This is a genomic window from Massilia varians, from assembly GCF_027923905.1.
GTDB classification, from domain to species: Bacteria; Pseudomonadota; Gammaproteobacteria; order Burkholderiales; family Burkholderiaceae_D; genus Telluria; species Telluria varians_B.
Genome location: NZ_AP026966.1, coordinates 1,866,062 through 1,880,541, shown reverse-complemented (window position 1 = coordinate 1,880,541; position 14,480 = coordinate 1,866,062). Strand labels below are relative to the sequence as shown.

Annotated in this window: 10 protein-coding genes and 1 tRNA gene; all 11 read right to left on the bottom strand. The window is 66.8% G+C overall.

The annotated features are described in order from the left end of the window. Window positions 1-18 precede the first annotated feature (18 nt). Window positions 19-1,083 carry an EpsD family peptidyl-prolyl cis-trans isomerase gene (locus MasN3_RS08600; RefSeq protein WP_281913552.1) on the bottom strand — a complete coding sequence of 355 codons (1,065 nt, stop codon included), beginning with the start codon at window positions 1,081-1,083 and terminating at the stop codon, window positions 19-21. A gap of 169 nt (window positions 1,084-1,252) precedes the next feature. Next, window positions 1,253-2,290, bottom strand: a complete 1,038-nt coding sequence (gene fcl / locus MasN3_RS08595) for a GDP-L-fucose synthase (protein ID WP_281913550.1) — start codon at window positions 2,288-2,290, stop codon at window positions 1,253-1,255. Window positions 2,291-2,292: 2 nt separating this feature from the next. Next, window positions 2,293-3,408, bottom strand: a complete 1,116-nt coding sequence (gene gmd, locus MasN3_RS08590; protein WP_281913549.1) for a GDP-mannose 4,6-dehydratase — start codon at window positions 3,406-3,408, stop codon at window positions 2,293-2,295. A 275-nt stretch (window positions 3,409-3,683) separates the two neighbouring features. Further along, window positions 3,684-5,066 carry an undecaprenyl-phosphate glucose phosphotransferase gene (locus tag MasN3_RS08585; protein WP_281913548.1) on the bottom strand — a complete coding sequence of 461 codons (1,383 nt, stop codon included), beginning with the start codon at window positions 5,064-5,066 and terminating at the stop codon, window positions 3,684-3,686. Between the two features lie 19 nt (window positions 5,067-5,085). After that, on the bottom strand, window positions 5,086-6,309 hold the full coding sequence (gene epsL, locus MasN3_RS08580) for an XrtB/PEP-CTERM-associated polysaccharide biosynthesis outer membrane protein EpsL (RefSeq protein WP_281913547.1): 1,224 nt from the start codon (window positions 6,307-6,309) through the stop codon (window positions 5,086-5,088). A gap of 56 nt (window positions 6,310-6,365) precedes the next feature. After that, window positions 6,366-7,106 (bottom strand): CAAX prenyl protease-related protein, encoded by a 741-nt coding sequence (locus MasN3_RS08575; RefSeq protein WP_281913546.1) that lies wholly within the window; start codon window positions 7,104-7,106, stop codon window positions 6,366-6,368. Window positions 7,107-7,142: 36 nt separating this feature from the next. Then, window positions 7,143-9,104, bottom strand: a complete 1,962-nt coding sequence (locus tag MasN3_RS08570) for an ATP-binding cassette domain-containing protein (protein ID WP_281913545.1) — start codon at window positions 9,102-9,104, stop codon at window positions 7,143-7,145. Window positions 9,105-9,220: 116 nt separating this feature from the next. Continuing rightward, window positions 9,221-11,977, bottom strand: coding sequence for a PAS domain-containing hybrid sensor histidine kinase/response regulator (locus tag MasN3_RS08565; RefSeq protein WP_281913544.1), 2,757 nt, complete (start codon window positions 11,975-11,977; stop codon window positions 9,221-9,223). Between the two features lie 134 nt (window positions 11,978-12,111). Beyond that, window positions 12,112-12,186, bottom strand: a tRNA-Arg gene (locus MasN3_RS08560). Between the two features lie 88 nt (window positions 12,187-12,274). After that, window positions 12,275-12,778, bottom strand: coding sequence for a MarR family winged helix-turn-helix transcriptional regulator (locus MasN3_RS08555; protein ID WP_281913543.1), 504 nt, complete (start codon window positions 12,776-12,778; stop codon window positions 12,275-12,277). A 6-nt stretch (window positions 12,779-12,784) separates the two neighbouring features. Further along, complete coding sequence (locus tag MasN3_RS08550) at window positions 12,785-14,422, bottom strand: AMP-binding protein (RefSeq protein WP_281913542.1); 1,638 nt, start codon at window positions 14,420-14,422, stop codon at window positions 12,785-12,787. Between the last annotated feature and the right edge of the window lie 58 nt (window positions 14,423-14,480).

Sequence of the window (14,480 nt, the reverse complement as noted above, 5' to 3'; positions counted from 1 at the left end):
ATGAGTCGATGATGCGGATTACTTCAGGCCGGCCACGCCGCGTTCGAGCGCCGACTTGTCGGTCGCAGGGCCGGTGTCGGCTGGCGGCGCGATCGAGGACTGGCCGGCCGGCGCCGTTGCCACGGCGGTCGCGCCTGGCTCCACCGCGCCGGCTGGCGTACCCGCCGCCAGCGCCGCCGGGGCGCCGCCCGCCGGAGCGTTCGGGTTGGGCTCGTATTCCTTGTTCAGGTACGCGATCTTGGCGGTGCCGCGCAGGCGCTGGATCTCGGCGGCGGCCAGTTCCTTGTTCTTCTTGTTCATCAGGTATTGGGTGATCTGCGGCGCGGCGATGGCCAGCGTGACCGGCGCGTCGCGCACTTCGGCGATCGAGATCAGCATGGCGCGGTCGCCTTCCTTCACCGCGAACAACTGGCCCTTCTGCATCGACAGCAGCTTGGCCGACAGCTGCGCGTTCAGGTCGGCGGTGCTGCGCGTGACCTGGGCGCGGCCGTACTTGATGTTGCGCGCGTCGAGGAACACGGCCACTTCTTCCAGCGACTTGGCGCTGTCGGCGGCGGCGCGCACTTCCGGGGTCAGGTCGCTGGCCGCGAGGATCAGCTCGTTCATGGCGAACTGCTTGCGGTTGCTGAAGAACTGCGGGTTCTTGTTGAAATAGTCTTCCACTTCGGCCTGCGAGGGACGCTGCGGCTCGCCGATGCGCTTTTGCATGTAGGCCTGGGCGATGATCAGCGAGCGCGCCCGTTCGATGGCCTGCATCACCTTCGGATCACGGTCGAGCTTTTCCTTGGCAGCCTCGCCCTCCAGCAGTTCACGGTCGATCAGGGCCTGCAAGACCTGCTTGCCGGCCGTCTGCTGCTGCTGGGCGCCGACGCCCAGGCGCTGCAGCTCCTCGTTGAGCTGCAGGACAGTGATCTCTTCGCCGTTGACGCTGGCCAGGGCCTGGCCGGGCTTCGACTCCTTGGGTGCTTCATCCTTGCTGCAAGCGGCCAGGGTCGTCGCGCACAACACCAGCGCCGCCGCGGACAGCAGGCGCCTGGGGCTTGGGAAGGAAGTGGGTTTGGCTGCCAAATGGAAGGTTTTCAAGATAGTTTCCTCGACGTTGGTTAGCGGGCGAGCCCGCCGCGTGTTCCTTTTGTTATTCGTAAACTGCCCCGGATCACGGAGCAGGTTCAGGACTCATCCATTCTGGGTTCCGCACGATTCGCCCTCTGTTCGTCAATTAACAAACTGCTACCGCGACATGTTGCGCGCTTCATGCCACAGCCCGTGCCGCACCGGCTCCCGGGCGTCCCAGCAGTTGGGCCGGCACGTCCTGCGGACCGGCCTCTTCCGCTTCCTGCTCGGCGACGAAGGCGTCGTAGGCACGGCGCAGGCCTTCCTGCAGCGGCGTGCTGGCGCGCCAGCCGAGCGCGGCCAGCTTGGATACGTCGAGCAGCTTGCGCGGCGTACCGTCCGGCTTGCCGGCATCGAACACGATGCGGCCGCGGTAGCCCACGGTCTCGCCCACCAGCCGGGCCAGCTCGGCGATGGTGACGTCCTGGCCGGTGCCGACGTTGATGTGCGAATGCATCGGGTCGGTGTTGGCCGCATACACGTCAATCGGCAGATTCATCACGTAGACGCTGGCGGAGGCCATGTCGTCCACGTACAGGAACTCGCGCATCGGCTTGCCGCTGCCCCAGATCACCACTTCCGGCGCATTGTTTTCGCGCGCTTCGTGGAAGCGGCGCAGCAGGGCCGGGATCACGTGGCTGTTTTCCGGGTGATAGTTGTCGCCCGGGCCGTACAGATTGGTCGGCATCACGCTGCGGTAGTCGGTGCCGTACTGGCGGTTGTAGCTCTCGCACAGCTTGATGCCGGCAATCTTGGCCATGGCATAGGGTTCGTTGGTCGGCTCGAGGATGCCGTTCATCAGGTATTCCTCGCGGATCGGCTGGGCCGCCAGGCGTGGATAGATGCAGGAGGACCCGAGGAACAGCAGCTTCTGGACGCCGGCGCGCCATGCTTCATGCACGACATTGGCCTGCACCATCATGTTGTCGTAGATAAATTCGGCCGGATAGGTATTGTTGGCGTGGATGCCGCCCACCTTGGCCGCGGCCAGGTAGACCTGGTCGATCTGTTCGGTACGGAAGAATTCGCGTACCTGTGCCTGGTCGGTGAGTTCCAGTTCGGCATGGGTACGGGTGACGATGTCGGTGTGTCCTTGAGCGCGCAGGACGCGCACGATGGCGGAGCCGACCAGGCCACGATGGCCGGCGACATAGATACGAGGCTGATTATTCGACACGCTTACTCCAGTGAAAGTGCAACGTTGTAGCCATGCGATGCGAGCAGCTTGTGGCGGCGCGCCGTGTCCAGGTCGTGCGCCACCATCTCCTGCACCATCGCTTCGAAACTGGTCGAAGGTATCCAGCCGAGGCACTCGCGCGCACGGCTCGGGTCGCCCAGCAGGGTCTCGACCTCGGTCGGACGGAAATATTGCGGGTCCACCGCCACGATCGGCTGGCCCACCACCACGCCCGGCGCCTTCTCGCCGCGGACGGACGCCACCAGGCCGCGCTCCTCGACGCCCTGCCCTTGCCAGGCGATCTCGATGCCGAGCTCGCGTGCGGCGATCTCGACGAAATCGCGCACCGCATACTGGCGCCCGGTGGCGATCACGAAGTCTTCGGGCTTGTCCTGCTGCAGCATCAGCCACTGCATGTGGACGTAGTCGCGGGCATGGCCCCAGTCGCGCAGCGCATCGAGGTTACCGAGGAAGAGCTGGGGCTCGAGGCCCTGGGCGATGTTGGCCAGGGCGCGGGTGATCTTGCGGGTGACGAAGGTCTCGCCGCGGCGCGGCGATTCGTGGTTGAACAGGATGCCGTTGCAGGCGTACATGCCGTAGGCCTCGCGGTAGTTCACCGTGATCCAGTAGGCGTACAGCTTGGCCACCGCGTACGGGCTGCGCGGATAGAAAGGCGTGCTCTCGCGCTGCGGGATCTCCTGGACCAGGCCATACAGCTCGGAGGTCGAGGCCTGGTAGAAACGGGTCTTCTTTTCCAGCCCCAGGAAGCGGATCGCTTCCAGCAGGCGCAGGGTGCCGATGCCGTCGACGTCGGCGGTGTACTCGGGCGACTCGAAGGAGACGGCCACGTGGCTCATCGCGCCCAGGTTGTAGACCTCGTCCGGCTGCACCTGCTGCAGGATGCGGGTCAGGTTGGAGGTATCGGTGAGGTCGCCATAGTGGAGAAAAAAACGCGGATTGTCGGCGTGCGGATCCTGGTAGATGTGGTCGATGCGCCCGGTGTTGAACAGAGAGGCGCGGCGCTTGATGCCGTGGACCTCGTAGCCTTTTTCGAGCAGCAGCTCCGCCAGGTAGGAACCATCCTGGCCGGTGACGCCGGTAATCAGTGCTTTCTTCATATTGTTTTCCCTCACGGAACCAGGCAAACACCGGCCCCGACAGTTGCAAACTCATCAACGATTCTACGCAGCTCGTGTGGTCATGCAAGCAAGCGTCCAATCGTGCGCGTCAATTTTAAGTTGACCTTAAGCGAATACTTGCCAATCTGAATTTAAAGTGTTTTCACCGGTAAATAAGCGCATATTGAGCGCAATTAATATCATTTAGTGCTGACGCCGATCCGTCCATCATCCTGCTATTCGATGCCCGCCGCAACGCCGGGTTCAATCCGTGCTCAGTGAGCGTTCTCGCGCGTCAGCACCACTTTCACCGTCTTGATGATGATCCACAGGTCGAGCCACAGCGACCAGTTGCGCAGGTAATCGAGGTCGTACTGGATGCGCGCTTCCATCTTGTCGAGCGTTGCGGTCTCGCCACGCAGGCCGTTCACTTGGGCCCAGCCGGTGATCCCGGGGCGCACCTTGTGGCGCAGCATGTAGCCCTTGATCAGCTTGCGATACTGCTCGTTGTGGGCCACCGCGTGGGGGCGCGGCCCGACCAGGCTCATGCGTCCCTGCAGCACGTTGATGAACTGCGGCAGTTCGTCCAGCGAGGTTCGCCGCAGGAAGCCGCCGATCGGGGTCACGCGCTGGTCGTTCTTTTGCGCCTGCACCACGTTCGGGCCATCCTCGGTCACGGTCATCGAGCGGAATTTGTAGACGTAGATTTCTTCGCCATACAGGCCATAGCGGCGCTGGCGGAAGATCACCGGTCCTGTCGAGGTGAGCTTCACGGCGATCGCGATGACCAGCATCAGCGGCGCCAGCAGCACCAGGATGATGCTGCCGATCACGATGTCGCTGCCGCGCTTGATCACGCTGTTCCAGCCCATGAAAGGGGTCTCGCTGATCGCGATCACGGGCATGCCGCCGACGGTGTCGAACCTGGCCTGCATCAGGTCGAACACGTAGACATCCGGCAGGAAATAGACCGAGGCGGTGGTGTCTTTCAGTTCGTCGATCAGCTTGCGGATGCGCGGCTGGGCCGAGATCGGCTGGCTAATGAAGATCATCTTGATGTTGTGCTGGCGCACGTAGGCGCAGACGTCGGCCATGCCGCCCAGCACCGGATGCCCGATTTCGCTCGGACGGCGCTCGTCGTTGCGATCCTCGAAGAAGCCGCAGACTTCCATGAACAGGTTCGGGTGGCGCCCGCACACCTTGGCGAACTTGATGCCGACGTCGTTGATCCCGACCACCACGATCGAGCGTACTTCGCGCTTGCGGTCGCGGCTGCCGGTGGCCTTGCGCACCGCCAGGTGGCTGGCCAGGATCGTCACCGGCGTGGCAATGAACCAGGCCAGCAGCACGCGCTCGTCGTAGAAGTACTTCAGGCCGCTGGCCGACCCCAGGAAATACAGCACCGCGATGGTCAGGCACCAGCCGAACACCGTGTCGCGCGCATAGGCCAGCATGCGGCCGCTGCGCCAAGTGCGGTAGGGATCGACGTGCTGGTAGACCGACGACGAGATGAAGAACGCCAGGATCATCAGCACCAGCGAATACCCGGAAAACGGCTCCTGGTAATACAGCGTGGCCAGGTATAGGGTCCCCATGATGATCAGGGGATCGAGCACGCGCTGGAAAAACGAGATGATCGGAATGTCGTTGACCGTCATAAGTCACTTCATGGGTACTTCAGAACAGCACGTTCGCGTTCACCATCACGGTGTTGGCGTCGAATTTGCCCAGGTTCAGCGTCTGCGAACCGCTGCGCGACTGGTATTGCCAGCCGGCCGAGAGCGCGATCTTGCGCTTGACCTGCCAGGTGGCGCGCAGGCTGGCCGTCTTCAGGGAGTCGTCCAGGTCGGACAGCCCGCTTGCCGCGACCGAGCGCGGGTTGTAGGCGCGCTGCTCGTAGGCGGCGTTGGCGTCGACCTTGATCTTGCCGGTGGCCTGCCAGGTGGCGCCGATGCTGGCGCCGCGGTTCAGGGTGTAGCTGACGATGGTGCTTTCGATCGGGGCGAATTCGCGCCACAGCGAAGCGTTGTAGGTCACCTTGCCGCGCGGCTGGTAATAGGCGTTCACGCGGCCGTTGAAGCCGCTGGTCTTGCCCTCGCCGAACGAAGGCTGTTCGCGCCGCACGTAGCCGGCCAGCGCCTGCACGCTGGTCGAACCGGTGGCGTACCAGTTGACGCGCACTTTCAGTTCGTCCTGGGTGAAGTCGTCGTTCAGCACGCCGATCGTCGTCGGGCGCCGGAACGGGTACTCGCCCTTGATGCGGCGCGCCACCAGGCCGACCGAACTGCCGCTCTTGGGCCGGTACAGCAGCTCGACCTCGGAGGTCTTCTCGGTGCGGTTGTTCCAGCGCTGGCGCACCAGTTCGTATTCGTAGCGCTCATTGGTGAAGCCGGTGCGCAGCTTCCAGCTCGGGTGCATCTTCCAGCCGGCGTCGAACCACTTGCGGCGGCGCTCGCGCACGTTGCGCTCGTCGCTGAAGAAGTCGGTGTACGAGGCCAGCGTGCGGTCGTACAGGGTGCCGGCCTGCCCTTCGAACTTGTTGCCGAGTTCCCAGAACCAGGTGGCCTGCAGGTCGCGGCCGTCGTAGTCGAGCTGCTTGAAGAAGTCGAAATCGACCTTGGAGGCCTTGGCCACCACCGCCACCCGCTGGCGGCTGATGCGCTTGTTGTACACGACGCCAGCCTCGGCCTGGCGCCAGCGGTCGCTGCGCTTGCCGCCGAAGGCCGGGCGGTTGTCGGGCACGCGCAGCAGGTTGTCGTCGTAGCCCCAGCCGATGCCGCCGTACAGCTTCAAGCCTTCTTCCGGCTGCTGCTGGGCGGCGGCCTGGTGGGCCGGAAGCATGAACATGGCGCCGATGAACAAGGCGATCGGACGGAGGGATGGGTGGCGTAAAGGCTTCATGTTGTTTGTCTCTTCTGAGGTCATTGCGCTTGAGGTGGTGAGGCTTCGCGTGCGGATTACCAGAAGGCCCAGCTGCCGGTCGATACCACCCAGGCGCCCAGCAGGCCATTGGTGACAGCGTGGGCGATCACCGCGGACCACAGGTTGCGGTGACGCATGTAAAGGAGACTGTAGGCGACGCCGGCCACGATGCCGGCCAGCCACAGGTTGTGCTCGAAACCAAACAGGACGACCGATACCAGGAAACCCTTGATGCCGACCCGCGCCGGCTCCAGCGCTTCGAAGTCGGCGGCATCGACCCAGCGCATGACGAAGGAGCGCCAGAACAGTTCTTCCATGACGGGCACCACCAGGGCCGCGCCGGCGATGCGGATCACGATCAGGAGCCAGTCGAGCTCGCCGTTGGTGCGCGGGTCGTAGCCGGGGCTCGCGCCCGCCGTCATCCAGGGGGCGTCCAGGTTAATCCAGAGAACCAGAACCACGATGCCGACCAGCACCGACACCAGCAGCTGCGCCGCGCCCGGCAGCGGCGCGCGCAGCTCGTGGTAGCGGCGCCAGAACACCGCCAGCAGGACGGCGACGACGCCGATCTGCACCGGGTAGAGCCAGCGCAGCTCGGCGCGCGACAGGCCGGTCCGCTCGAGCATGTCGCCGAGGATGATAAAGAAGATGTAGGCGCCGAAAGGCAGGATCCGCGCCCAGGCGGCGCGGCTGAAGAGGGGTGCGTCGACCGATAACGCATGGGCTGCGGATGGAGCGGAGGATGGAGCAGTGCTCGGATCGTTGTGCTCGGTCATATCCTTGTAATGCAGGCGCCTGGCCTGCCCGGTTCGTTATTGCTGCTCACCCCTTGCGCGGGCTTCGATGCGCTCCCAGCGGTCGAGGGCGTCGAGCAGCAGGTCGTCGATCTCGGCGTGGCGCTCGCTCAGGCGGCGCGCATCGCCGGGATTCTGCTTGTAGAAGTCGGGCGAATTCAGCTGGGCCGTGATCGCCGACTGCTCATCTTCAAGAGTCGCGATGAGCTGGGGAAGTTCCTCCAGTTCGCGCTGTTCCTTGTAGCTCAACTTTACCTTTTTACCAGACCCGCTCTGTGCGGTAGATGACATTTCACCAGCTTTGGCTGCCGCGGCGGGCACCGCCGCCGGGGTGGTCGCAGCGCCCTTTGCGGGAGTGGCGGACTTCGCCGCAGCCGCGGACTCGCTGGCGCGCGTACGTTCCCAATCGGTATAGCCGCCGACGTATTCGCGCCACAGTCCGTTCCCTTCAGCAACGATCACCTGGGTCACGACGTTGTCGAGGAAGGTGCGGTCGTGGCTGACCAGGAAGACGGTGCCGGTGTATTCCTCGAGCAATTCTTCGAGCAGTTCGAGGGTTTCGATGTCGAGGTCGTTGGTCGGTTCATCCAGCACCAGGCAGTTGGCCGGCTTGGCGAACAGGCGCGCCAGCAGCAGGCGGTTGCGCTCGCCGCCCGAGAGCGATTTCACGGGCGAGCGCGCGCGTTCCGGCGCGAACAGGAAGTCGCTGAGATAGGTCATCACGTGCTTCTTCTGGCCGTTGATCTCGACCCAGTCGCTGCCCGGCGAGATGGTGTCGGCCAGGCTGGCCTCGTCGTTGAGCTGGGCGCGCATCTGGTCGAAATAGGCGACGTTCAGCTTGGTCCCCAGCTTGGCCGAGCCGCTGTCGGCAGTCTCGTCACCCAGGATGATCTTCAGCAGCGTGGTCTTGCCTGCGCCGTTGGGCCCGATCAGCCCAACCTTGTCGCCGCGCAGGATCGTGCCGGTGAAGTTGCTGACGATGACTTTCTCACCGTACGACTTGGAGATATTTTCCAGCTCGGCAACGATCTTGCCCGAGCGCTCGCCGGCGCCGACGTCGAGACGGACCGTGCCCTGCTGCTCGCGGCGCGCGGCGCGCTGCAGGCGCAGCGTTTCCAGGCGGCGCACCCGGCCTTCGTCGCGGGTACGGCGGGCCTGCACGCCCTTGCGGATCCAGACCTCTTCCTGGGCCAGGAACTTGTCGAACTTGGCGTTCTCGACTTCCTCGTTGGCCAGCAGTTCGCGCTTGCGCTCCTGGTAGGTCGAGAAGTTGCCCGGGAACGAGAGCAGGCGGCCGCGGTCGAGCTCGATGATGCGGGTGGCGACGTTGTCGAGGAAGCTGCGGTCGTGGGTGATGAACAGCACCGAGCCGCGGAATTCGCGCAGCAGGCCCTCCAGCCACTTGATCGAAGTAAAGTCGAGGTGGTTGGTCGGCTCGTCGAGCAGCAGCACGTCGGGGCTGGACACCAGGGCCACGGCCAGCGCCACGCGCTTTTGCATGCCGCCCGACAGCGTGCCCATCTTCGCTTCGCGGTTCAGGCCGAGGCGGTCGAGGGTGGTGTCGACCTTGTGCGCCAGGTTCCAGCCGTCGATGGCGTCGAGCTTGAGCTGGATCTCGTGCATGCGCTCCATCAAGGCCTCGTCGTTGTCGCCGCCGAACTGCCCGGTGAGGGACTCGTACTCGGCCAGCATGGCCTGCTGCTCGCCCATGCCGGCGGCCACCGCGTCGAACACGCTGGATTCCGGATCGAACACGGGCTCCTGCTCGACGTAGGCGATCTTGATGCCCTGCTGCATGACCAGCAGGCCGTCGTCGAGCCTGGAGCGGCCCGAGATGATCTTGAGCAGCGAGGATTTGCCGGTGCCGTTGCGGCCGATCAGGCCGACGCGCTCGCCGGCCTCCAGGGAAAAGTCAGCGTGGTCGAGCAGCGCGACGTGGCCGAAGGCCAGCTGCGCTTGAGTGAGGGAAATGACAGCCATGATCCGTGAACCTGCCCGACACGCAAGGCGGCGGGCGCAAAATGTTGAAAGAAGACGCCATTGTACCGACTGGCGCCGGGGTTTCGGCGGCCTGCCGCCGCGGCGGCCGCCGCATCTCAGGCGTGGGGCGTTTCCACCTCGGCCAGCCAGGCCGCCAGCGCCTCGGTCTCGACCGGCTTGACGAAGTGGACGTCGAAGCCCGCCGCTTCGGTTTCGCGGCGGTCGTGCGGCTGGCCGTAGCCGGTCATGGCCGCCAGCCTGACCTGCTCGAGGCCGGGCAGCCGGCGCAGGCGGCGCGCCAGTTCCTTGCCGTCCATGCCGGGCAGGCCGATGTCGAGCAGGCAGACGTGCGGCATCAGCTGGCGCGCGCGCTCGAGCGCCGCCGCCGCACCAAACTCGACGCTGACTTCGTAGCCGAGCAGTCCCAGGAACATCGCCACCAGTTCCGCCGCATCGGTATTGTCGTCGACCACCAGCACGCGCAGCGCGGCCGGAGCCTGCTGCGGCGCATGGCCGCCCGCCGGCCCTGCCGCGCGGGCGCCCTGCTCCGGCAACGGCAGCCTGAGCGTGAAGGTGCTGCCGCGCCCTTCGCCTTCGCTGGCCGCCGCCACGCTGCCGCCGTGCAGCTCGACCAGGCTGCGCACCAGGGCCAGCCCGATCCCGAGCCCGCCCTGCGAGCGGTCCGGGCTGCGCTTGCCCTGGTAAAACAGTTCGAAGGCGCTGGCCACCAGCTCGGGCGCCATGCCGATGCCGTTGTCGCGCACCGCCAGCACGGCGCAGCCATCCTCGATGCTGCTGGAGAGCACGATGTGGCCGCCGGCCGGCGTATACCGGGCGGCATTGCCGAGGATGTTGGCCAGCACCTGCACCAGGCGCTTGCGGTCGCCGCTCACGGTCGCGCCGGCGGCGCCCAGGCGCACCTCGAGCCGGTGCGCCCGGCCCTCGAGCAGCGGACGCACCTGTTCGACGGCGTCGTCGACCACCTGCGACAGCGGCAGCTCTTCGCGCTCCAGGCTGACCAGGCCGCGCGTGACGCGCGAGACGTCCATCAGGTCGTCGATCAGGCCGGTCATGTGGGCGGTCTGGCGCGAGATCACCGCGCCCACCTGGCGCACCCGCGCCGGATCCTGCGCCGCCATCGCCAGCAGCGACGCGGCGGTGGCGATCGGCGCCAGCGGGTTGCGCAGCTCGTGCGCCAGCATGGCCAGGAACTCGTCCTTGCGGCGGTCGGCTTCCTGCAGCGCTTGCTGGGTCAGCTTCTGCTCGTGAATGTCGGTGCAGGTGCCCATCCAGCGCACGATGGCGCCATCCTCGCCGCGCACCGGCAGCGCGCGCCCCAGCACCCAGCGGTAGCCGCCGGTATGGTGGCGCAGGCGGTATTCGATCTCGTAGGGTTCGCCGGTGTCCAGCGAATGGCGCCATCTTTCCCAGGCCAGCGCCTGGTCGTCCGCATGGAACAGGGCATTCCAGCCGGCCCCGTCGGTCGAACCGTGGGGCGTGCCGGTGAACGCGTACCACTGGTCGTTGTAGTAGTCGTGGAAGCCGTCCGGACGGGTCGACCACACCGATTGCGGCATGGCATTGGCGATCACCCGGAAGCGCGCCTCGCTTTCCTTGAGGGCGCGCTCGGCGCTGCGGATGCCGGAGATGTCGAGCATGTAGGCGATGCCCTCGTCGAGGCTACCGTCGACGTTGGCGGCGCCGAGGTAGACCGCGGCGCGGCTGCCGTCGCTGCGCAGGTATTCCTTTTCGTACGGCGCCATCACGCCGGTCGCGCGCAGCTCGGCCCAGCCGCGCTCGTCGGCCTCGTGCCATTCGGGCGGCGTCAGGGCGCGCCAGGACAGGCCGGTGCGCTCGAAGTCGGCGCGCGTCACCCCCAGGAGGTCGAGGAAGGCATCGTTCGACGCGGTCAGGGTGCCGTCGAAGCGGTATTGCACGATGCCGAGCACGTTCGATTCGGCCAGGCGCCGGAACCGCGTCTCGCTGCGCCGCAGGCCGGCTTCGGCCTCTTTCTGGGCCGTGACGTCGAGCGCCACGCCCGGCAGCCACTCGGCCTGTCCGTCGTCCCCGAAGCTCACCTTGCCGCGCGCCTCGACGTGGCGCCAGCGGCCGTCCGCGCCGCGCACGCGGTAACTGTCGTCGAAGGCGTCGCCGGTCGCCAGCGCGTCCGCGATGCGCGCCTGCACCCGGGCCACGTCGTCGGGGTGGATCGCCGCCAGGTAGGCCTCGACCGGTCCGCCATCGATGTCCGCTTCCGGCACGCCGTACAGGCGGGCCAGGTTGGCGTCGGCATACAGGCGGTTCTCGCGCACGTTCCAGTTCCAGGTCGCGACCTGGGCGGCGCCGAGCGCGCCTTCGAGCCGCATCTGGGCGTCGCGCAGGGCCGCCTCGCTGCGCTGGATGGCATCGAGGTCGGTGGTCTCGGTGACCGCGCACACGAAGCCGCGCACCGTGCCGTCCAGGCGCCGCAGCGGCGAATAGCTGAACGAGAACCAGGCCTGCTCCTCGGCGCCGTTGCGGGTGACGACGAAGGGCGCATGCGTGAAGCTGGCCGTGCGCCCCGCCATCGCCTGGGCCACCGCCCCGGCCACCTCGGGATAGGATTCCGGCCACACCTCGGCAAACGGCCGGCCCAGCGCGCCAGGATGGCGCCCGCCCAGCACCGGCACGTAGGCATCGTTGTACAGGAAGGTTTCCCCGCTGCCCCAGACGATGAAGGTGGCGACGGCCGAGTCGAGCATCTGGCGTACCGCATGCTGGAGCGCCGGCTCCCAGCCGCCGGGCTCGCCGCAAGCCGCGGTGCGCCAGTCGTGCCCGGCCATCAGGGTTTCGACGGCGCCGGGCTGGCCGGGGGAGGAAGCGGTGAGGAACATCGTGTGGGTCCGGTTGGGAAGCAGGAACGCCGCCAGGGCCGGGCCACGGAAGCAGGAGGCGCGGCCGGGCAAGGGCCGCGCGAAAAAGTATAGCCGAACTGGGAGAAAACCACGCCCGGACGGGCGTAAAAGGATGGTGTCGCCAGCAGGAATCGAACCTGCATCTAAGTCTTAGGAGGACCTTGTACTATCCATTGTACTATGGCGACACATCGCTCCCGCGCGTGCGCGCAGGTGCAGTCCTGTATTGTACCAGCCGCCTTGCCAAATCAAAACAGTGGCACACAGGATTCGCCGCTAGCGCCCGTCGCCGGTGTTGAGGCGCTGTTTCATCGATGCCAGCAGCGCGATCAGGCTGGTTTTGTCTTGCTGCGGGATATCGGCCAGCATCTCGTCGATCCAGCGCTCATGCACGGCCGCCATCTCGGCGAAGGCGGCGCGGCCGGCCGGGGTCAGGCGCACCGCCCAGGCGCGGCGGTCGTGCGGGTCGGGCACGCGCAGCACCAGCCCTTCGCGCTCGAGCTGGTCGGTGATGCCGGTGACGTTGCCGCCGGTGACCATCATGCGCCGCGACAGTTCCCCCATGCGCAGGCCGTCCGGATGGCGCTCGAGCTGGGCCATCAGGTCGAAGCGCGGCAGCGTGATGCCGAAGCTGGCGCGCAGCCGCGAGCGGATCTCGTTCTCGATGCGCACCGTGCAGGACAGCATGCGCAGCCACAGCTTGAGCGACTGATGGTGATCCTGGGTCAGCCGGCTTGCCAGGTCGAGTTCCTGCTCTTCCCCGTCGTCGAGATCGGACATAGTTCCTTAAGCCGCATCCATGCGTAATTTAAACCGTTGCAGTTTACCGGTTTCGGTGCGCGGCAGCTGTTCGCGAAACCGCACCACGCGCGGATACTTGTACGGGGCGATCCGGGCCTTGACGAATTCCTGCAGCGCCGCCGCCAGCTCGCCGCTGGCCGCCACGCCCGGCTTGAGCACCACGTGGGCCTCGACCACCTGCCCGCGCTCCTCGTCGGGACGCCCCACCACGCCGCATTCGGCCACCGCCGGGTGGTGCAGCAGCGCTTCCTCGACCTCGGCGCCGGCGATGTTGTAGCCGGCCGAGATGATCATGTCGTCCAGCCGCGAGCGGTAGTAGAAATAGCCGTCGGCGTCCATCTCGTAGGCGTCGCCGGTGATGTTCCAGCCGTCCTGCACGTAGTTGCGCTGGCGCGGATCGTCCAGGTAGCGGCAGCCGGTCGGGCCTTTCACCGCCAGCCGCCCGACCACGCCCGGTCCCACCGGCCGGCCCTGCTCGTCGAGGATGCAGGCCTGGTAGCCGGGCACCGGCTTGCCGGTCGCGCCCGGCCTGGTATCGGCGCCGGCGGCGGAAATGAAGATGTGCAGCATCTCGGTGGCGCCGATCCCGTCGATCATGTCCAGGCCGGTGGCAAGCTTCCAGGCCTCGCGGGTGGCGATCGGCAGCGCCTCGCCGGCCGACACGCTGCGGCTCAGGCTGCGCAGGCTGCCCGCTTCCATGCGCCCGGCCAGCTGGGCCATCTGGCGGTAGTAGGTGGGCGCGGTGAAGCACACCGTGGCGCGGTGTTCCCGGATCGCCGCCAGCAGGCTTTCCGGGCTCAAGCGCTCGAGCAGCACGGCGCTGGCGCCCACGCGCAGCGGGAACAGCAGCAGTCCGCCCAGGCCGAAGGTGAAGGCCAGCGGCGGCGTGCCGATGAAAACGTCCTCCAGCCGCGCGCGCAGGGTGTGGCGCGGGAAGCAGTCGCAGATCGCCAGCAGGTCGCGGTGGAAGTGCATGGTCCCCTTCGGCACGCCGGTGGTGCCGGAAGTGAAGCTGATCAGGCAGACGTCGTCGGCGGCGGTGTCGGGCGCTTCGAACGGATCGTCATGGGCCGCCATGCGCGCCTCCAGCGAATCGGGCGCATCGCCGTCGAACAGCAGCAGAGGCAGGCCGCCCGGCTCCATCGCATCGACCTCGAGGCGCAGCGAGGCCGCGCACAGCACCGCGTCGACCCGCGCGCGGCCGGCGATGACGCCCAGTTCGCGGGCGCGCAGCAGCGGCATGGTCGGCACCGCGATGCAGCCGGCCTTGATCACGGCCAGGATGCAGGCCGCCATCATGGGACAGTTGGCGCCGCGCAGCAGCACGCGGCTGCCGGTCGCCAGCCCCAGGTCGCGACGCAGCACGTGGGCGATGCGGTCGACCCGCGCGCCCAGTTGGGCATAGCTGAGACGCTCGCGCTGGCCGACCAGGGCCGTGCGCGCGTCCCAGCCGCGCGCCGCGGCGGCATCGAACAGCACGGCCACGCTGTTCAGGCGCGGCGGGTAGCGCAGCTCGGGCAGGTCGAAACGGAATTCAGGCCACTCGCCGGGAGGCGGCAGCTTGGCGCGGGCGAAGCCGTCGGCGTAGCCGGACGGCGCAAGTGCTGCGGAGGCGTCGGTCATGTCTGGCCCTTGTAGAGGTTCCGGCAATGGTGCAGCGATCGCGCCTTACTTTAAATCT